This is a genomic window from Streptomyces sp. AM8-1-1 (assembly GCF_032229325.1).
Taxonomy (GTDB): Bacteria; Actinomycetota; Actinomycetes; order Streptomycetales; family Streptomycetaceae; genus Streptomyces; species Streptomyces achmelvichensis.
The window spans coordinates 6,133,523-6,152,599 of record NZ_CP135086.1 but is presented as its reverse complement, the minus strand read 5'-3'; the positions used below and the strand labels follow the sequence as shown (position 1 = coordinate 6,152,599).

General features: G+C 71.1%; 14 protein-coding genes. 4 read left to right on the top strand and 10 right to left on the bottom strand.

Going from position 1 to position 19,077, the window contains the following annotated elements; translation table 11 throughout:
• Positions 1–63 precede the first annotated feature (63 nt).
• The 10 genes from RPQ07_RS27405 to rsmH all read right to left on the bottom strand — a co-directional run bounded on the left by RPQ07_RS27405 (position 64) and on the right by rsmH (position 12,969).
• Positions 64–867, bottom strand: a complete 804-nt coding sequence (locus RPQ07_RS27405; RefSeq protein ID WP_313946871.1) for a cell division protein FtsQ/DivIB — start codon at positions 865–867, stop codon at positions 64–66.
• Between the two features lie 55 nt (positions 868–922).
• Entirely contained in the window at positions 923–2,017 is a 1,095-nt protein-coding gene (murG, locus tag RPQ07_RS27400; RefSeq protein WP_313946870.1) for an undecaprenyldiphospho-muramoylpentapeptide beta-N-acetylglucosaminyltransferase, read from the bottom strand.
• Between the two features lie 6 nt (positions 2,018–2,023).
• Positions 2,024–3,400 carry a putative lipid II flippase FtsW gene (gene ftsW / locus RPQ07_RS27395; protein ID WP_313946869.1) on the bottom strand — a complete coding sequence of 459 codons (1,377 nt, stop codon included), beginning with the start codon at positions 3,398–3,400 and terminating at the stop codon, positions 2,024–2,026.
• Positions 3,401–3,490: 90 nt separating this feature from the next.
• Positions 3,491–4,909 carry a UDP-N-acetylmuramoyl-L-alanine--D-glutamate ligase gene (gene murD / locus RPQ07_RS27390; protein ID WP_313946868.1) on the bottom strand — a complete coding sequence of 473 codons (1,419 nt, stop codon included), beginning with the start codon at positions 4,907–4,909 and terminating at the stop codon, positions 3,491–3,493.
• Entirely contained in the window at positions 4,906–5,976 is a 1,071-nt protein-coding gene (gene mraY / locus RPQ07_RS27385; protein WP_313946867.1) for a phospho-N-acetylmuramoyl-pentapeptide-transferase, read from the bottom strand. The genes murD and mraY overlap by 4 nt, the downstream gene beginning before the upstream one ends.
• Complete coding sequence (locus tag RPQ07_RS27380) at positions 5,973–7,412, bottom strand: UDP-N-acetylmuramoyl-tripeptide--D-alanyl-D-alanine ligase (RefSeq protein ID WP_313946866.1); 1,440 nt, start codon at positions 7,410–7,412, stop codon at positions 5,973–5,975. The genes mraY and RPQ07_RS27380 overlap by 4 nt, the downstream gene beginning before the upstream one ends.
• Positions 7,409–9,034: a UDP-N-acetylmuramoyl-L-alanyl-D-glutamate--2,6-diaminopimelate ligase gene (locus tag RPQ07_RS27375; protein ID WP_313946865.1), complete on the bottom strand. Its 1,626-nt coding sequence runs from the start codon at positions 9,032–9,034 to the stop codon at positions 7,409–7,411. The genes RPQ07_RS27380 and RPQ07_RS27375 overlap by 4 nt, the downstream gene beginning before the upstream one ends.
• Positions 9,035–9,133: 99 nt before the next feature.
• Entirely contained in the window at positions 9,134–11,068 is a 1,935-nt protein-coding gene (locus RPQ07_RS27370) for a penicillin-binding protein 2 (protein ID WP_313946864.1), read from the bottom strand.
• 4 nt (positions 11,069–11,072) lie between these two features.
• Entirely contained in the window at positions 11,073–11,684 is a 612-nt protein-coding gene (locus RPQ07_RS27365; protein WP_313946863.1) for an FtsB family cell division protein, read from the bottom strand.
• A 328-nt stretch (positions 11,685–12,012) separates the two neighbouring features.
• Positions 12,013–12,969 (bottom strand): 16S rRNA (cytosine(1402)-N(4))-methyltransferase RsmH, encoded by a 957-nt coding sequence (rsmH, locus tag RPQ07_RS27360; RefSeq protein WP_313946862.1) that lies wholly within the window; start codon positions 12,967–12,969, stop codon positions 12,013–12,015.
• A 345-nt stretch (positions 12,970–13,314) separates the two neighbouring features.
• Here rsmH and RPQ07_RS27355 point away from each other — a divergent pair, with 345 nt between their 5' ends.
• The 4 genes from RPQ07_RS27355 (at position 13,315) to RPQ07_RS27340 (ending at position 18,870) form a co-directional block, all read left to right on the top strand.
• Positions 13,315–13,857 carry a carbonic anhydrase gene (locus tag RPQ07_RS27355; RefSeq protein ID WP_313946861.1) on the top strand — a complete coding sequence of 181 codons (543 nt, stop codon included), beginning with the start codon at positions 13,315–13,317 and terminating at the stop codon, positions 13,855–13,857.
• A gap of 200 nt (positions 13,858–14,057) precedes the next feature.
• Positions 14,058–15,104 (top strand): MoxR family ATPase, encoded by a 1,047-nt coding sequence (locus tag RPQ07_RS27350; protein ID WP_313946860.1) that lies wholly within the window; start codon positions 14,058–14,060, stop codon positions 15,102–15,104.
• Positions 15,104–16,453 (top strand): DUF58 domain-containing protein, encoded by a 1,350-nt coding sequence (locus RPQ07_RS27345; protein ID WP_313946859.1) that lies wholly within the window; start codon positions 15,104–15,106, stop codon positions 16,451–16,453. The genes RPQ07_RS27350 and RPQ07_RS27345 overlap by 1 nt, the downstream gene beginning before the upstream one ends.
• Entirely contained in the window at positions 16,450–18,870 is a 2,421-nt protein-coding gene (locus tag RPQ07_RS27340; RefSeq protein ID WP_313946858.1) for a DUF3488 and transglutaminase-like domain-containing protein, read from the top strand. The genes RPQ07_RS27345 and RPQ07_RS27340 overlap by 4 nt, the downstream gene beginning before the upstream one ends.
• The last annotated feature ends 207 nt before the right edge of the window (positions 18,871–19,077 follow it).

Sequence of the window (19,077 nt, the reverse complement as noted above, 5' to 3'; positions counted from 1 at the left end):
TTTCACCCTATGTGATCAGCCGTTGCGATGACCAACCAGGGTGCTGGCCAGCGCAAATGTGCGTCAACTCCCTGACGCCGCAGGGGCGGTGGGCGCGCTCACGTCGAAGTGCCGGGCCGACGGCGCGGCTTTCATCAGCGCGGTGAGCGCGCGCGCCTTCGCCTGGCCGTCCGCGGAGCTCCCCCACACCACGGTGCGGTCGCGACTCAACTCCAGGGAGATGTAGTCGTATGAGCGCACTACAACGGTCCGGGTGTCCGTGGCGACTTTTCCGGGGACTTCGCTTCTGACGCGTACTGCCTCAGCGACAAGCCGGGCGGTCCCGAACCGGCGCAGACTCGGCGACCGCTCGGGCGACAATTGCAGCATGGGAACGGCTTTGGGAGCCTTGTCGACCGTGGCGAACCGAACGCCCTTCGCGTCCACTTCGACGAACTGATCGCCCTTCGCCATGAGCAGGACGGGCTTTCGTTCGGTCACCTTCACCGCGACGCCGTCGGGCCACGAGCGGGACACCTCGACCGAGTCGATCCGGGGAAGTCGCTTCAGCAGCCTGGCTTCAATGCTGCCCGTGTCGACGGAAATCAGCGGCGAGCCCATCGGGACGTCCGCCACGGCGATCACCTCGTCCGGCGAAAGAACGTCCGTGCCCGACGCCTTCACCTGCTCCACGCGCAGCAGATCGGACCCGTAGAGCGCCCAGACCCCGCCGCCGGCGAACAGGACGGCGGCGAGGGCGAGCAGCAGGGCCCGGCCGCTCAGGCGCAGCCGGCGCCTGCGGCGGCGGCCCGGGGGCGGGCCGGACGTCTCGCCCTTGGACTTCCAGGGCTTGCGTGCACCGCGCTCGGCGGTGGTCGGTCCGGCCACGCTCCCGGTCTCCTTCCGGCTGGGGCCCGGGGGTTGACCCGGGACCGGCGCAGGCTCACGCCTGCCGGCGTGCCGCCATCGCCTCGTACACCATGCCGACGAGGAGGTCGTCGGCGTCCCTGCGGCCGAACTCGGCGGCTGCACGGGACATCTCGTACAGCCGGTGCGGATCGGCCAGCACCGGAAGGACATTGCCCTGGACCCACTCGGGGGTCAGTTCCGCGTCGTCGACCAGCAGCCCGCCGCCGGCCTTCACCACGGGCTGGGCGTTGAGCCGCTGTTCGCCGTTGCCGATCGGCAGCGGTACGTACGCGGCAGGGAGCCCGACGGCGGAGAGTTCGGCGACGGTCATCGCGCCCGCGCGGCAGAGCATCATGTCGGCCGCGGCGTACGCGAGGTCCATCCGGTCCACGTACGGTACCGGGATGTAGGGCGGCATTCCGGGCATGTTGTCCACGCGCGGCAGTTCGTTCTTCGGGCCGACCGCGTGGAGGATCTGGATGCCGGAGCGCTGGAGGACGGGGGCGATCTGCTGGACGACCTCGTTGAGGCGGCGGGCGCCCTGCGAGCCGCCGGAGACCAGCAGGGTCGGCAGATTGGGGTCGAGACCGAACGCGGCGCGCGCCTCGGGGCGTACCCGGGCGCGGTCGAGGGTCGCGATGGAGTAGCGCAGCGGGATGCCGATGTAGCGGGCGCCGCGCAGCTTGCTGTCGGGCGTGGCGACGGCGACGCCCGCGGCGTACCGGGAGCCGATCTTGTTGGCCAGGCCGGGCCGGGCGTTGGCCTCGTGGACCACGATCGGGACACCGAGCCGCTTGGCGGCCAGATACGCGGGCAGGGCCACATAGCCGCCGAAGCCGACCACGCAGTCCGCCTTGGTGCGCTCCAGGACCTGCTCGGCGGCCTTGATGGTGCCGCGCAGACGCCCGGGGACGGTGATCAGCTCCGCCGTGGGCCTGCGCGGCAGCGGCACGGCGGGGATGAGCGCCAGCTCATAGCCCCGTTCGGGCACCAGCCTGGTCTCGAGTCCGCGCTCCGTGCCGAGGGCCGTGATCCCCATGGTCGGGTCCTGCCTGCGCAGGGCATCCGCGAGGGCGAGCGCCGGCTCGATGTGGCCGGCGGTCCCCCCACCGGCGAGTACGACATGCACCGAAATTCACCGCTCTCCGGACGGACGCCTCGTGACGCGCCGTCTCATCGTCTTCCATCTCACCCCTGGCCTCCGCACGGCCAGAGCCGCCTTCGCGGCGGGATCCTCTCGCGCGAAGGCGATCAGCAGCCCGACAGCGAACATGGACGGCAGCAGAGCCGACCCTCCGTAGGAGAACAGCGGGAGCGGGACACCGGCGATCGGCAGCAGACCGAGCACCGCACCGATGTTGACCACGGCCTGCGCCGTGATCCAGGTGGTCACACCTCCCGCCGCGTACCTCACGAAGGGTTCCTCCGTGCGTCCGGCAACGCGGATACCCGCATAGCCTAGAGCCGCGAACAGAGCGAGCACCGACAGCGTCCCCGCCAGGCCCAGTTCCTCCCCGGCGATGGCGAAGATGAAGTCGGTGTGAGGTTCGGGGAGTTGGCCCCATTTCTCCACACTTGCACCGAGACCGGATCCGAACCATCCGCCGGAGGCAAGAGCATAGATCCCGTGCACGGCCTGCCAGCACTCGCCCTGGGGTCCGAGGTCGATCGCCCCGATGCAGGAGAGCCGTGACATGCGGTTCTCATTGGTGCGGATCAGCATGAGGCCGACGAATCCGGCGACGCCGAGCACTCCGGCGAACAGCCGCGTGGGCGCCCCGGCCAGCCACAGCAGACCGAAGAGGATCGCGGTGAGGATGATCGCCGTGCCCATGTCGCCGCCGAGCATGATCAGCCCGAGCAGTATGAAGGCGACCGGGACGAGCGGTACGAGCATGTGCTTCCACTGGGTCAGCAGCCGCTTGTCCTGCTTGCGGGCGAGCAGGTCGGCCCCCCACAGGATCAGCGCCAGCTTGCCGAACTCACTGGGCTGGAGCTGGAAGGGGCCGCCGAGGTAGATCCAGTTCTGGTTGCCGTTGACCGCATGCCCTATCCCGGGGATCTGGACCAGCACCATCAGGAAGACGGTGCCCATCAGCAACGGGTAGGCCAGCGCCCGGTGCAGCTTGGACGGCATCCGGGAGGCGAGCAGCAGCAGCCCGGTGCCGATGACGGCGGCGAGGAACTGCTTGCGGAAGAAGTACGAGGCCGGCAGCGAGAGCTCCAGCGCCTTGATCATCGACGCGGAGTAGACCATCACCAGGCCGAGCACGGTGATCAGCAGGGCGCTGCCGAGGATCAGGTAGTACGCGGTCAGCGGCCGGTCCCAGGCCTTGCGTGCCTGTTCGTACAGCCGCCGGACGCCGTTGCCGCCCGGGGGCCGGGGAATGCCCGGCCCGGGGGCTCTGGCGGCGACAGGGCGGCGTGCCTTGGCGGTCCCGCCGCGCAGGGCGACGCCGGCCCTGCTGCGGGCCGCGCTCCGCGCGGCGGGGGCGGTGTCGTCGGCCGGCATGGTCGCTGTCCCCTCCAGTCGTGCCTGACGCGCTGCGAGCCTCCCGGAAGGTGTCCCGGGAGGCACGGCACGGCGCGGGGGTCGGGCCGGTCAGGCGCGCTCGGCGGCGAGTGCGCGGACCGCGTCCGCGAACGCCTCGCCTCGCTTGTTGTAGTTGGCGAACATGTCCATCGAGGCACAGGCCGGGGCCAGGAGAACCGTGTCCCCCGGCCGGGCGAGCTGCGCCGCCTCCCGGACCGCCGCCGACATCGCCCCAGTGTCTGTCCGGTCGAGGTCGACGACCGGGACCTCGGGGGCGTGTCGCGCGAGGGCTTCCCGGATGAGCGCACGGTCCGCTCCGACAAGCACGACTCCGCGCAGCCGCTTGGCCGACTTCTCGACGAGCTCGTCGAAGGTGGCGCCCTTCGCCAGCCCGCCGGCGATCCAGACGATCGGGTCGTAGGAGGCCAGGGACGCTTCCGCGGCATGGGTGTTGGTCGCCTTGGAGTCGTCGATCCAGGCGACCGAGTCGACGTCGGCGACCTTCTCGATGCGGTGCGGGTCGGGCCGGAAGGCGCGCAGTCCGTCACGTACCGCGGCCGCGGGGACGCCGTACGCACGGGCCAGTGCCGCGGCCGCAAGGGCGTTGGCGATGTTGTGCGGCGCCGGCGGGTTCACATCGGCGACCTCGGCGAGCTCCTGGGCCTGCTGCTGCCGGTTGTCGACGAAGGCCCGGTCAACCAGCAGGCCCTCCACGACGCCGAGTTGGGAGGGTCCGGGCGTCCCGAGGGTGAAGCCGATCGCCCGGCAGCCCTCCTCGACGTCCGCCTCGCGGACCAGGTCCTCGGTCGCCTTGTCGGCGACGTTGTAGACGCAGGCCACGGTGTTGCCCTCGTAGACGCGGCCCTTGTCGGCGGCGTACGCCTCCATGGAGCCGTGCCAGTCGATGTGGTCCGGCGCCAGATTGAGCACGACGGCGGAGTGCGCGCGCAGCGAAGGCGCCCAGTGCAGCTGGTAGCTGGAGAGTTCGACGGCGAGGACGTCGTACGTCTCGTCACCCGCGACCGCGTCGAGGAGCGAGACACCGATGTTGCCGACGGCGGCGGTCCTCAGCCCGGCGGCCTCCAGGATCGAGGCGAGCATCCGCACGGTCGTGGTCTTGCCGTTGGTGCCGGTGACCGCGAGCCAGGGAGCCGCGTCCGGGCCGCGCAGACGCCAGGCCAGTTCGACGTCGCCCCAGATCTCCACGCCGGCCGCGGCGGCCGCCAGGAAGAGCGGCTTGTCGGGCTGCCAGCCGGGCGCGGTGACGATCAGTTCGGTGCCCTCGGGCAGGGTCGCCCCGTCGCCGAGGCGCACGGTGATGCCCTGGGCCTCCAGCTCGGCCGCCTGCGTACGGGAACGCTCGTCGTCCCCGTCGTTGACGACCGTCACCACGGCCCCGAGACCGTGCAGCACCTTCGCCGCGGGGATCCCGGAGACCCCCAGACCGGCGACGGTGACGCGCTTGCCCTGCCAGTCGGGCGTGCTCACTTGTCGGCCGCCCAGCCCGCGTAGAAGAGACCGAGGCCGACGATGACGCACATGCCCTGGATGATCCAGAAGCGCACCACGACAAGGACCTCGGACCACCCCTTGAGTTCGAAGTGGTGCTGAAGCGGAGCCATCCGGAAGACGCGCTTGCCGGTCATGCGGAACGAGCCGACCTGGATGACCACGGACATGGTGATCAGGACGAACAGTCCGCCGAGGAGGGCGAGCAGGAGCTCCGTGCGGGAGCAGATCGCCAGACCCGCGAGGGCGCCGCCGAGCGCCAGCGAGCCGGTGTCACCCATGAAGATCTTGGCGGGCGAGGTGTTCCACCACAGGAAGCCGAAGCAGGCGCCCATCAGGGCGGAGGCGACCACGGCGAGGTCGAGTGGATCGCGTACCTCGAAGCAGGCACTGGGGTTGGTCAGCGTCACCGCGTTGGCGCAGGACTCCTGGAACTGCCAGAGGCCGATGAAGGTGTACGCGCCGAAGACCATCACGGACGCGCCGGTGGCCAGGCCGTCCAGACCGTCCGTCAGGTTCACGCCGTTCGACATCGCGAGAATCATGAACAGCGCCCAGACCACGAACAGCACGGGCCCGATCGACCAGCCGAAGTCCGTGATGAACGACAGCTTCGTGGAGGCGGGGGTGTTGTTGCGGGTGTCCGCGAACTGGAGCGAGAGCACGGCGAACGCGATGCCGACGATCAGCTGGCCGGCCATCTTCGCCTTGGCGCGCAGACCGAGCGAACGCTGCTTGACGATCTTGATGTAGTCGTCCAGGAAGCCGACGAGACCCATGCCCGCCATCAGGAAGAGCACCAGCACACCCGAGAACGTCGGGTCCTCGCCGGTGATCACCTTGGCCAGGGCGTACGCGATCAGCGTGGCCAGGATGAAGGAGATGCCGCCCATGGTGGGCGTGCCCTTCTTGCTGCCGTGGCTGCGCGGACCGTCGTCCCGGATGAACTGCCCGTATCCCTTGCGGGCCAGCAGTTTGATCAGCAGGGGTGTACCGATGAGCGTCAGAAAGAGCCCGATGGCTCCCGCGAAGAGGATCTGCCTCATCGGACGGCACCCTGCCCATCCGAGGATCCTGCCGCGTTCTCCAGCAGTGCCTGGGCGACCAGTTCGAGACCGACCGACCTGGAAGCCTTCACCAGCACGACGTCTCCCGGACGCAGTTCACTGCGCAACAGATCGATCGCCGCCTGCGCGTCGGACACGTGCACCGACTCCTCACCCCACGAACCCTCGTTATATGCGCCCAGCTGAAGCCAGGACGCTTCCCTGCCCCCGACTGCGACAAGCTTGCTGACGTTGAGCCGGACGGCGAGCCGTCCGACGGCGTCGTGCTCGGCGAGCGCTTCGTCTCCGAGCTCGGCCATCTGACCGAGCACCGCCCACGTCCTTCCCCCCTGTGCCTGTGCTGCTCCGCCCATGGCGGCCAGCGCGCGCAGCGCGGCCTTCATGGACTCGGGGTTCGCGTTGTAGGCGTCGTTGACGATCGTCACGCCGTCCGGTCGCTCAGTGACCTCCATGCGCCAGCGGGAGAGGGTGCCGGCCTCGGAGAGCGCGAGTGCGATCTCGTCGACGGGCATGCCCAGCTCATGGGCGACGGCGGCCGCGGCGAGCGCGTTCGACACGTGGTGCTCACCGTACAGCCGCATGGTCACGTCACTGCACCCGGTGGGGGTTTGGAGCGTGAAAGCGGGCTGACCTTGGTGGGTGAGCCGGACATTCTCGGCACGGATGTCGGCGCTCTCGGCCTCTCCGAAGAAGACCACCCGGGCCTTCGTCCTCGGGGCCATGGCCCGCACCAGCGGATCGTCGGCGTTGAGCACGGCCACGCCGCCCTCGTCGGCGGACGGAAGGTTCTCGATGATCTCGCCCTTGGCCTGGGCGATCTGCTCGCGGCCCCCGAACTCGCCGATGTGGGCCGAGCCCACGTTCAGTACGAGCCCGAATTTCGGCGGCACCAGGCCGGTGAGGTAGCGGATGTCGCCGATGTAGCGGGCGCCCATTTCGAGGACGAGGTGCTGGGTGCCCTCGTCGGCCCGCAGGGCGGTCAGGGGCAGGCCGATCTCGTTGTTGAGATTGCCCGCGGGGTAGACGGTCGGGCCCTTGCGCTCCAGGAGTTGGGCGATCAGGTCCTTGGTGCTCGTCTTGCCGGCGGAGCCGGTGAGCGCGACGGTCGTGGTCCCGAGGCGTTCGACGACGTGGCGCGCGAGCGCGCCCAGGGCGGCGGTGACGTCGGGCACGACGATCGCGGCTACGCCGACGGGGCGGGTGGCCAGGACGGCCGCGGCACCTGCGCCGACGGCCCGCTCGGCGTAGTCGTGGCCGTCGACCCGCTCACCGGCGAAGGCGGCGAACAGTGCGCCGGGCCCCACCTGGCGGGAGTCGATGACGACGGGACCGGTGATCCGCACCGCCGGATCCGGTATGTCGTGCGGCTGCCCGCCGACGATTTCGGCGATCTCGGCGAGGGAGAGAGCGATCACTTGGTCATCCCCGGGTGCTCTCGTTCCGCCCCGCCCTCGCGGGGCGAGCCCGCGGGAAGGGTGGCGCGGATGGCTGCGCGCAGGACCTCGCGGTCGTCGAAGGCGCGGACGACTCCGGCGATGTCCTGGCCCTGCTCGTGGCCCTTGCCCGCGATCAGCACGGTGTCGCCGGGCTCGGCGCGGCTGACGGCCACCGCGATGGCCGCGGCCCGGTCGGCCTCGATCAGGACGTCGCCGCGCTCGTGGATCGGCACCTCGGCGGCGCCGGCCAGCATGGCGGCGAGGATCGCCAGAGGGTCCTCGGAGCGCGGGTTGTCGGACGTCAGCACGGTGGTGTCGGCGAGACGGGCCGCCGCGGCGCCCATCGGGCCGCGCTTGGTCTTGTCCCGGTCTCCGCCGCAGCCGAGCACGATGTGCACATTGCCCTCGGTGACCTTGCGCAGGGAGCGCAGCACGGACTCGACCGCATCGGTCTTGTGGGCGTAGTCGACGACGGCGAGATACGGCTGGCCCTCGTCCACGCGCTCCAGACGGCCCGGCACACCGGGCACGGCGGCGATGCCGTCCGCGGCGGTCTGCGTGTCGATGCCGGCGACGGCGAGGGTGACGACGGCGGCCAGGGTGTTGGCCACGTTGAACGGTCCCGGCAGCGGGGCCTCGGCGCGGATCCGCTCGCCGCCGGGGCCCACCACCGTGAAGACCGAACCGACGGAGCTGATCTCGACATCCTCGGCATGCCAGTCGGCGTCGGGGTGGCCCTCGGCGGAGAAGGTGGTGACCGGTACGGACGCCTCCTTGATCAGCCTGCGGCCGTACTCGTCGTCGAAGTTCACGACGCCCGTCCTGCTGCGCAGGGGCGTGAAGAGCTGCGCCTTCGCCTGGAAGTAGTCCTCCATGTCGGAGTGGAATTCCATGTGCTCGGGGCTCAGGTTGTTGAAGACGGCGACGTCGAAGACGCAGCCGTCGACCCGGCCGAGCACGAGGGCGTGGCTGGAGACCTCCATGGCGACCGCCTCGACACCGCGCTCGCGCATGACCGCGAACAGCGCCTGGAGGTCGGTGGCCTCGGGGGTGGTGCGTTCGGACTTGATGCGCTCGTCGCCGATGCGCATCTCGACGGTGCCGATCAGGCCCGTGCTGCGGCCGGCCGCCCGCAGGCCGCCCTCGACGAGGTAGGCCGAGGTCGTCTTGCCGGACGTGCCCGTGATGCCGATCTGGAGCAGGTCGTTGCCGGGGTGCCCGTAGATCTCGGTGGCGAGCTCGCCCATCCGGGCCCGGGGGTCGTCGGTGACGAGGACCGGCAGTCCGGTCTGCTCCGCGCGCTCGGCGCCGGCCGGGTCCGTGAGGATCGCGGCGGCGCCCAGATCGGCGGCCTGGGCCGCGAAGTCGGCGCCGTGGAAGCGGGCGCCGGGCAGGGCGGCGTACACGTCACCGGGGCGTACGGCACGCGAGTCGTGCGTGATGCCCGTGACGTCCGCCGGATGCCCTTCGGGGCTCTTCACCCCCAGCCGGGAAGCCAGCTCCCCGAGGGGTGTCGGGTGGAGCCGTTCCGGACGGGGCGCTCCCGGCTGTTTCGCGGTGGCGTCCTGCGGGGTGTTTCGGGACTGATCAGCGTGTGGCACGGCGGTGAGCGTACCGGGCGCACCCTGTCCGGGGCTAAATGAGGGGGTGCCGCTGGCAGCACGGTGCGATGAGGGCGTTGTCACGGGTGGTTCCTCCGGTCATTCGCCGGGCTGGAAGGAGACGGGCAGCCGGGCGGGTTCGTTGCCGGTCGGCGCCACCTGCAGCGTCTTCAGCGCGAACTCCATGACCTGCTGGTAGATCGGGCCGCAGATCTGGCCGCCGAAGTAGCTGCCCTTCGTGGGGTTCTGGATGGCGCAGTAGACCGTGATTCGGGGCTTGTCGGCGGGGGCGAAGCCGGCGAAGGAGGCGGTGTAGCCGCGGTAGCGACCGGTCTCCGGGTCGACGCGGTTGGCGGTGCCCGTCTTGCCCGCGACCCGGTAGCCGGGGATACGGGCCTTGGTGCCGGTGCCCTCCTCGTTGCCGACGACCGACTCCAGCATGGTCGCGAGCGTCTTCGCGGTCTTCTCGCTGACGACCCGGGTCTTCTTGGGTGCCGGAGCCGGTGTGAAGCGCCCGTCGGGGCCCTTGGTGCCGCGGACCATCGTCGGCTCCACACGGACGCCGCCGTTGGCGATGGTCGAGTAGACGGACGCGGCCTGCATGGCATTGATCGAGAGTCCCTGGCCGAAGGGGATCGTGTACTGCTGCGAGGTCGACCACTTGGCGGGAGGCGCGAGGATGCCGGGCGTCTCCCCCGGGTAGTTCAGTCCGCTGGGGCTGCCCAGTCCGAACCTCCGCAGGTAGGAGTGGAGTACGCGGTTGGCCTGCGCCTGCGTCTTGCCGAGCTGGCCGGTCGCCAGGATGGTGCCGATGTTGCTGGACTTGGCGAGCACGCCGTTGAGCGTGAGGTACCAGGTCGGGTGGTCGATGTCGTCCTTGAAGAGCCGGTCCCCGCGGTGCAGCCGGTTGGGCACGACGACATGCGTGCCGGGGACGGCCGCCTCCTCCTCCAGCACGGCGGCCATGGACATGACCTTCGCGGTGGAGCCGGGCTCGTACGCGTCCTGGAGGGCCGCGTTGCCCATGGCGGCCGAATTGGCCTCGGAGAGATCGTTGGGGTCGAAGCCCGGCGCGTTCGCCATGGCAAGGACCTCGCCGGTCTGGGTGTCCTGCACTATCACGTAGCCGCGGTCCGCCGCGGACTTTTTGACCTGCTCGCTGATCGCGCGCTGGGCCGCCCACTGGATGTCCCGGTCGATGGTCAGCTCGATGTCCGAGCCGGGCACGGCCGGGGTCTCGTGGGTGCCGCCGGCGGTGGGCACGCGCCGGCCGCCGGACTGGGCGTAGGTGATCTTTCCGTCCTCGCCGGCGAGGGGCTTGTCGAGCATGGACTCGATACCGCCGCCGCCGTGGCCGTTGGCGTTGACATAACCCAGTATCCCGGCGGCGAGATCACCGTTGGGGTAGACGCGTCGGCTGCTCGGCTCCTGGAACACGCCGCCGAGCACATTGCCCCCGGGTCCGCCCTTGGCCTTGTCGGCCCTGGCCTTCTCGGCGAAGACGCCCTTGAGATCCTTGATCTGGTTCCAGACCTGAGGGGTCTGGCGGCGGGCCAGCACCGTGTAGCGGGACTTGGGTGTCCTGAGCTTCTTGGCGAGCTCGTTGGCGTCCTTGCCGAGGATCGGCGCGAGCAGTCCGGCGGCCTGTTCGGGCGCGTTGGGCGACTTGCTGTCCTCGGGCGTGAACATCTTCGGGTCGGCCGTGATGTCGTACGCGTCGACGCTCGTGGCGAGCGCGACTCCGGCCCGGTCGGTGATCTCTCCGCGCTCGGCGGCGAGCACATGGCTCAGGTAGCGGTTCTTCTCCGCCTTGGCCGCATACGCGCTCGCGTCGACCGCCTGCACCTGGAGAAGGCGTACGACGAAGGCCAGCATCACCAGGGTCAGTCCGAGGCTGACCAGCCTCAGCCGGGGGCGCGGACTGCCGAGCCGGATGGCGCTCGGGCCGGGCTTGGGCGTGCGCGGCCGGGGGCGTGCGGACGGCCGCCTGGAGGGCCCTGGCACCCGGCGGCGCGGTGGTTGCTGAGGAGGCACTGCGTCACCTGCCGGGGGGCGTGGGGGTCGGCTTCGCGGGCGGGTTCGACGGCGTGAGTGCCGCGGGGTCGGGGGCGTCGGGCGCCGTGCGGGGTACGGCTCCGGGCGGCTGCGCCCCGGACACGGGGGCGGAGGAGGCCGTCGCGGTAGACGGGGCCGCTGGGACGGCGACGGGGGACGGCGTGGGCTCGGTCGCCGGCAGCGGGGTCTCGGCGATCTCCAGGGGTGAGGGGGCGGGCGAAGGCCGGGCCGTCGCCTTGCCGGGCACGCCGCGGACCGTGCCGTCCGGATCGATGAAGGCGGGGTTGCCGCCCGGCACCATGCCCAGCTCGCGGGCCCGCCGCTCCAGCGCGTCCGGGGCGGAGTAACTGTCCACGTCCCGCTGGAGCGCCTGCTGCTCGTCGGTGAGCTCGGTGGTCTCCCGCTTGAGCTCGCTCAGCTCGAACGAGCCTTCGTTGAGGGAGGAGTTCAGCAGCAGCAGTGTGATGAGCCCACCGCCGAGGAGCACGACGACCAGCAGGACGAAGGGGGTACGTGCCGCGGTGCTCGGTCCTGCCGGCATCAGCCGGGCCAGCCGGGCGGCGCGTCCCTTCAGCTGCTTGGCCGCTTCGCTCACCGCATCCTCCCGATCGCCTCTCGACCTGTCCGTCCCCTCGGCACGGGCCCGGGGCGTGTTTGAGAAGGAACGCCGTCCGCCCGTAGGGCGGGCCCCGCGGCGTCCGGTGCGTGCCATCGCCGGGCGGAGGAGCACCCTCGTACGAGATGTACTCGGGCGACTCCGACAGCATCGCGCGAGTGCGTGCCGGCATCGCGCGAGTGCGTGCCGGCATCGCGCGAGTGCGTGTCGGCATCGCGCGGGTGCGTGCCGGGCGGCGCGGGACAGGCGGGATTTCGCGAGCACGCCCCAGCGGCCGTGGCCGGCCGGGCAGTCCCGTGCGCCTGCCTCACCGCACGTCCTCCCGGATGCGCTGCGCACCCCTCAGACGCGCGGGCGCGGCGCGGCGGTTCTCGGCGATCTCGTCCTCCGTCGGCAGTTCCGCGCCCCTGGTCAGCAGCTTCAGCCGCGGCTGGTACTCCTCGGGGACGACGGGCAGACCGGCCGGGGCCGTATTGGCCGCGCCGGCCGCGAAGACCTGCTTGACCAGCCGGTCCTCGAGCGAGTGGTACGACAGCACGGCGATCCGGCCGCCGACCGACAACGCCCCGACGGCCGCCGGGATCGCCCGCTCCAGCACGCTGAGCTCGCCGTTCACCTCGATGCGCAGGGCCTGGAAGGTGCGCTTGGCCGGGTTGCCGCCGGTGCGCTTGGCGGCCTGCGGCAGCGCGTCACGGATCAGCTCGACCAGACGGGCGCTGTTGCTGAAGGGCTCCTTCTCACGCTCCCGCACGACCGCGGAGACGATCCGCTTGGCCTGCTTCTCCTCGCCGTACGCCCGCAGGATCCGCACCAGCTCGCCGGCCGGGTAGGTGTTGAGCACCTCGGCGGCGCTCATGCCGGTCGTCTGGTCCATCCGCATGTCGAGCGGTGCGTCCTGGGCGTAGGCGAAGCCGCGGTCGGCCTCGTCGAGCTGCATGGAGGAGACACCGAGGTCGAAGAGGACGCCCTCGACGCGCGGGATGCCGAGGCGGCCCAGCACATCGGGGAGTTCGTCGTAGACGGCGTGGACGAGCGTGGCCCGGTCCCCGAAGGGGGCGAGCCGTTCACCGGAGAGCCGCAGGGCCTCCTTGTCCCGGTCGAGGGCGACGAGGCGCGCCTCGGGGAACCGGGTGAGCAGTGCCTCGCTGTGTCCGCCGAGGCCGAGGGTGCAGTCGACGACGACCGAACCCGGTCGCTCCAGGGCCGGGGCCAACAGGTCCAGGCACCGCTGGAGCATCACCGGGACGTGTCGGGTATTGCTCAAAGCGCCCTCTCAGGTCCGCCGCGGGCCTCGACCGACCGGCGAGCGGAGGGAGGCCGAGCCGTACGTGAATGCCGCACACGCGGGGAGACTCTTGGAAATGTGCAGGGTGTGAACGTGCAGGATGTGTCGGTGAACTGCGCGTCACTTTAGTCCACCGGCCCCTTCGGTCAATCAACCGGCTGGCGCGTCGCGCAGGGGTGACGCACCCGTCGCGCATGACCGCACTTCACCCGAACGGGCCCTTCCGTGTCCCCCCTGTGGGTTAGCTCACAACAAGCCCTGTTGATGTTCTTTGTCCCCTCTCACAGCAGGCCTCGAAGGCCTGTGCCCATTACCGTCATTGTCATGACGACTTCTGCTCACCACTCCGCCGACGCTGCGCGTACGGGTGGGACGGTCACCGATCGTCTCGTCGAAGCGAACCAGCGATACGCAGCCCGTTTCCAGGACCCGGGCATGGACGCCCGCCCCGTGCTCCAGGTGGCCGTCGTCGCGTGCATGGACGCGCGGCTCGATCTGCACGACGCGCTCGGACTGGAACTGGGCGACTGCCACACGATCCGGAACGCCGGCGGCGCGGTGACGGACGACGTCATCCGCTCGCTCACCATCAGCCAGCGGGCCCTCGGCACTCGCAGCGTCATACTCATCCACCACACGGGCTGCGGCCTCGAGTCGCTGACCGAGGACTTCCGGCACGAGCTGGAGGAAGAGGTGGGGCAGCGTCCGCCGTGGGCGGTGGAGGCGTTCCGCGACGTCGACCAGGACGTGCGCCAGTCGATGCAGCGGGTGCGGACCTCCCCCTTCCTGGTGCACACCGACGACGTCCGCGGCTTTGTCTTCGACGTGAAGCAGGGACTGTTGCGGGAGATCGACCCCGCGGTGTGACCGGACGAACACCCGGAGATAACACAGCAGATCCGGCAAATCCCTCCCAGTTGTCCACAGGCGAGTGACACGAAGCGGTAACGCCAACAAGAATGCGTCTGTGACACCCTTCCGGAACTTCCGGAGACCGGTGTTCGTGTTTTTGGTGGGCCGGGCCGTTCCATACGCACCGGCCCGTAGAACGGGCCGAGGAGGGCCGGGTGACGACCTATGACGATCGAGCGAGCCTCACAGATCTGACCACCACCGCGGATCGTGTCCGCAGGTCGGTCGAGGGTGTGATCGAGGGCAAGCCAGAGGTCGTACGGCTTTCGCTGACCGTGCTGCTCGCCGAAGGGCATCTGCTCATCGAAGATGTCCCGGGCGTGGGCAAGACGATGCTGGCCAAGGCGCTGGCGCGATCCATCGACTGTTCCGTGCGGCGTATCCAGTTCACGCCGGACCTGCTGCCGTCGGACATCACCGGTGTGTCGATCTTTGACCAGCAGCAGCGCGACTTCGAGTTCAAACCGGGCGCGATCTTCGCCCAGATCGTGATCGGCGACGAGATCAACCGTGCGTCGCCGAAGACGCAGTCGGCGCTGCTGGAGTCGATGGAGGAGCGCCAGGTCACGATGGACGGCAACACCTATGAACTGCCCAGTCCGTTCATGGTGGTGGCCACGCAGAACCCGGTCGAGATGGAGGGCACCTACCCGCTGCCGGAGGCACAGCGCGACCGTTTCATGGCGCGGGTCTCCATCGGCTATCCGAGCGCGGAGGCCGAGCTGCAGATGCTCGACGTGCACGGCGGTGTCTCCCCGCTGGACGACCTTCAGCCGGTGGCGCACGCGCACGACATCGTGAAGCTGATCGACGCCGTGCGCACCGTGCATGTCGCCGACTCCGTCCGGCGGTACGCGGTGGAGCTGGTCGCGGCCACCCGTAACCACCCGGACCTCAGACTCGGTGCATCGCCGCGTGCCACGCTGCATCTGCTGCGTGCCGCCAAGGCCACGGCCGCGCTCAACGGCCGGGAGTACGCACTGCCGGACGACGTCCAGTCGCTCGTGGTGCAGGTCCTCGCGCACCGTCTGCTGCCCACCGCCCAGGCCCAGTTGAACCGGCGCACCGCGGAGCAGGTCGTGCTGGAGATCCTTCAGCGCACTCCCGTGCCCACGGCCGAGGGCACGGAGACGTCCTACATCGCGGGCCGTCCGGTCCAGCCGCCGCTCTACGGCCAGCAGCCCGGCGCCCGGCGGCTGTGATGCCGGCCGAGGGCCCCGGTGCCACCGAGGGCAATGCCTCGGGCGGGGTGCGTGCGGCCCTGGGCGGGCTGACCACACGCGGCCGCTCGTTCCTCGCGGCCGGCATCGCCGCGGCGATCTGCGCGTACGTCCTCGGGCAGAGCGATCTGCTGCGGGTCGGCCTGCTGCTCGCCGTGCTGCCCCTGGTCTGTGTGGCGGTGCTCTACCGCACCCGCTACCGGGTCGCGGGCAGCAGGCGGCTCTCGCCGTCGCGGGTGCCGGCCGGTTCCGAGGCCCGGGTGCATCTGCGGATGGACAACGTCTCGCGGCTGCCCACCGGACTGCTGATGCTCCAGGACCACGTGCCCTACGTCCTCGGCCCGCGGCCCCGGTTCGTGCTCGACCGCGTGGAGGCCGGCGGACGCCGCGAGGTGTCCTACCGGGTGCGGTCGGACCTGCGCGGGCGCTATCCGCTCGGGCCGCTCCAGCTGCGGCTGAGCGATCCGTTCGGCATGTGCGAACTGACCCGCTCCTTCAGCGCGTTCGACACCCTCACGGTGATCCCGCGGACGGAGTCGCTGCCGCCGGTGCGACTGGCGGGCGAGGCCTCGGGGTACGGCGACGGGCGCCAGCGCTCCCTGGCGCTGGCCGGCGACGACGACGTCATCCCGCGCACCTACCGGCACGGCGACGACCTGCGCCGGGTGCACTGGCGTTCCACCGCGCGCTACGGCGAACTGATGGTGCGCCGTGAGGAGCAGCCCCAGCGGTCGCGCTGCACCGTGCTGCTCGACACCCGGCGCGGCGCCTACCAGGGGGCCGGTCCCGACTCGGCCTTCGAATGGGCCGTCTCGGGCGCCGCGTCCGCGCTGGTCCATATGCTCGAACGGGGCTTCGCGGTGCGGCTGTTGACCGACACCGGCAGTTCGGTGCCGGGCGAGGGCGCGGACGGGTTCGCAGGCTCGACCCAGGAGTCCGCGGACTCCGCGGGTCTGATGATGGACACCCTCGCGGTCGTCGACCACTCCGACGGCGGCGGGCTCTCCCGGGCGTACGACGTGCTGCGCGGCGGGAACGAAGGACTCCTGGTCGCGTTCTTCGGCGACCTCGACGAGGAGCAGGCGACGCTCGCCGCGCGGATGCGCCATCGCAGCGGCGCCGCCGTCGCCTTCGTCCTCGACAGCGGCACCTGGGTGACGAGCGGTGCCGTGGCCGGCGCGATCGACGAGCGGCTGCGGCTGCTGCGGGAGTCCGGCTGGACCGCGCTCGCCGTGGCGCCGGGGGCCCCGCTCGCCGATCTGTGGCAGCAGGCGGGCCATCAGCGCACCGAGTCCAGCAGCACGAACGGCAATTCTGGGGGTTGGACATGAGCGGTCGCGGACGGCTGGCGCTGTGCGCGTTCGCTGCCACAGTGATGGCATCGGGCGCGATCCTGCCGCTGATCGACACGGCCGGCTGGATGGTGCAGGCGGCGTTCCTGCTGGCCGTCCAGAGCGGCGCGGGCGCCCTGACCCGGCGGGTACCGCTGGCCAGGCCGCTCACGGTCCTCGTGCAGGCGCTCGTCGGACTGCTGCTGCTCACGGTGGTCTTCGCCCGGGACCACGCGCTCCTCGGCGTGCTGCCGGGCCCGGAGGCCTTCCAGCACTTCGGCACCCTGCTCTCCGCCGGCGGCGAGGACGTCGGGCGGTACGCGATCCCGGCGCCCGCGACCGACGGCATCCGCCTGATGGTGATCGGCGGGGTCATGGTGATCGGCCTGACGGTGGACGCCCTCGCGGTGACCTTCCGCAGCGCCGCACCCGCCGGTCTGCCGCTCCTCGCGCTCTACTCGGTCGCGGCCGGCCTGGCGGGCGGCGGCGCGAGCTGGCTGTGGTTCCTGCTGGCCGCCTGCGGCTATCTGGTGCTCCTGCTGGCCGAGGGCCGGGACCGGCTCTCGCAGTGGGGTCGGGTCTTCGGCGGAGCCGTGCCCGCACAGGGGCGCAGCGCCCAGGGTTTCGACCCGGCCGGCGGCAATCCGCTCGCCCCGGTGCGCACCGGGCGGCGGATCGGCGCTCTCGCACTGGGCGTGGCGCTCGTGGTCCCGGCGGCGCTGCCGGCCCTGGACGGCGGGCTGCTGGCCTCCACGGGCAACGGCACGGGCGGCGGGGGCGGCGGCACGATCAATGCGGTGAACCCGCTGGTCTCCCTCCAGGACAGCCTGCGGCAGCCCGACAACCGCGAGGTCATCCGCTACCGGACCAACGCACCGGACACCCAGGACCTCTATCTGCGGATCGTGGCGCTGGACCAGTTCGACGGCACGGCGTGGAAGACCTCGCAGCGCGACATCACCGATATCCCGCGCCGCCTTCCGCAGCCGGACGGTCTCAGCCCGTCGGTCGGCGCCACCGAGATCAGGACGAACATCACGGCCGCCGGTTCCTACCGGCAGAGCTGGCTGCCGCTCCCCTACCCGGCGACCGACGTGGACATCAAGGGCCGCTGGCGCTTCGAGCCCGTCGGCCGGACGGTGGTCGGCGACAGCGGCCAGTCGACCCGGGGCGCGAAGTACTCCGTCAGCAGCCTGATGGTGAAGCCGACGGCCGAGCAGCTCGCGAGCGCTCCGCCGGCCCCGGCCTCGCTGGTGCGCGAGTACACCAAGGTGCCCGACGTCCTGCCGGACGTGGTCGAGGACACCGCGAAGAAGGTCACCGAGGGCGCCGCGAACGACTACGAGCGGGCGGTGAAGCTCCAGGACTGGTTCGCCGTCGACGGCGGCTTCACCTACGACACCGAAGTCCAGTCCGGTACGGGCGTCTCCGCGATTTCCCGCTTCCTCCAGCAGAAGCAGGGATTCTGCGTCCACTTCTCGTTCTCCATGGCCGCCATGGCGCGGACGCTCGGCATTCCGGCACGGGTCGCGGTCGGCTTCACGCCGGGCAGTCCGCTGGCCGACGGCAGCATGTCGGTGGGTCTGAAGGAAGCACACGCCTGGCCGGAGCTGTTCTTCGAGGGCGTGGGCTGGACGCGGTTCGAGCCGACCCCGAGCCGGGGCACCGCACCCGAGTACACCCGTTCGGAGTCGCCGTCCGGCGGGCCGAGCAGCCCGACGCAGCCCGAGGCGACCGCCTCCACGGCACCCAGCGTCGCCCCGTCCGCCTCCGATCGCTGCCCGGCCCAGGCCCGGCAGCTCGGTGAGTGCGGTGCGGCGGCGCCGCAGGATCTGACCCCGCCCGGCGATTCGGGCTTCCCGTTGAAGACCACCCTGCTGGTGGGTCTGGCCGTGCTGCTCGGAGTGGGTGTGCCGCTGCTGCCGATGCTGTGGCGGCTGAGAGTCACCGCACGCCGGCTGGGCTCCGGCGGACGCACACCGGCCGACGCCGGGGCGCGGACCCTCGCGGCCTGGCTGGAGGTCACGGACACGGCCTGGGACTTCGGCATCCTGCCGGACGAGTCCCAGACAGCACGCAAGACCGCGGCCCGCATCGTGCGGCTCGGCGGTCTGGAGGGCGAGGCGGCGGACGGGGTGCACCGGATCGCGGGCGCTGTCGAGCAGGTGCTCTATGCCCCGGTGCCCAAGCCGGGCACGGGTCTGAGCGACGACGTGACCCGGATCCGGGAGGGCCTGCGGTCCGGAGCGAGCCGTGGGACCCGGCTGCGGGCACTGCTGCTGCCCCGCTCGACCGTACGAGTGGTCTGGGACCTCTCGGGCCGCTGGTCCTCGCTCACCAGCACCTGGCGCGGCAGCCGCTGGGCCCCTGAGCGGTGGGCGGGGATGCTGCGCCGTCCGTCGCGGCAGCGGGGCTGAGGACGCCCGGGCCGAGGGACAGCGAGAACGGGTGAGGGGCCGACGCTTCGGGCGTCGGCCCCTCACCCGTTCTCGACCCCGACGCATGCGCCGGGGTCATATTCAGGGGGCTGAGCACTCAAAAATCCGGCCCTGCGGGGACGGGATCGGCCGGGGAATTCCGGCACCGAGCCTCCGGCGCACAGGGCGTCCGCATGGCGATCCGGG

Bases quoted from the DNA above. Each gene is read 5' to 3' on its own strand.
- ftsW (WP_313946869.1), bottom strand. From the start codon at position 3,400: ATGCCGGCCGACGACACCGCCCCCGCCGCGCGGAGCGCGGCCCGCAGC.
- mraY (WP_313946867.1), bottom strand. From the start codon at position 5,976: ATGAGGCAGATCCTCTTCGCGGGAGCCATCGGGCTCTTTCTGACGCTC.
- RPQ07_RS27355 (WP_313946861.1), top strand. From the start codon at position 13,315: ATGACGACTTCTGCTCACCACTCCGCCGACGCTGCGCGTACGGGTGGG.
- RPQ07_RS27345 (WP_313946859.1), top strand. From the start codon at position 15,104: ATGCCGGCCGAGGGCCCCGGTGCCACCGAGGGCAATGCCTCGGGCGGG.
- RPQ07_RS27340 (WP_313946858.1), top strand. From the start codon at position 16,450: ATGAGCGGTCGCGGACGGCTGGCGCTGTGCGCGTTCGCTGCCACAGTG.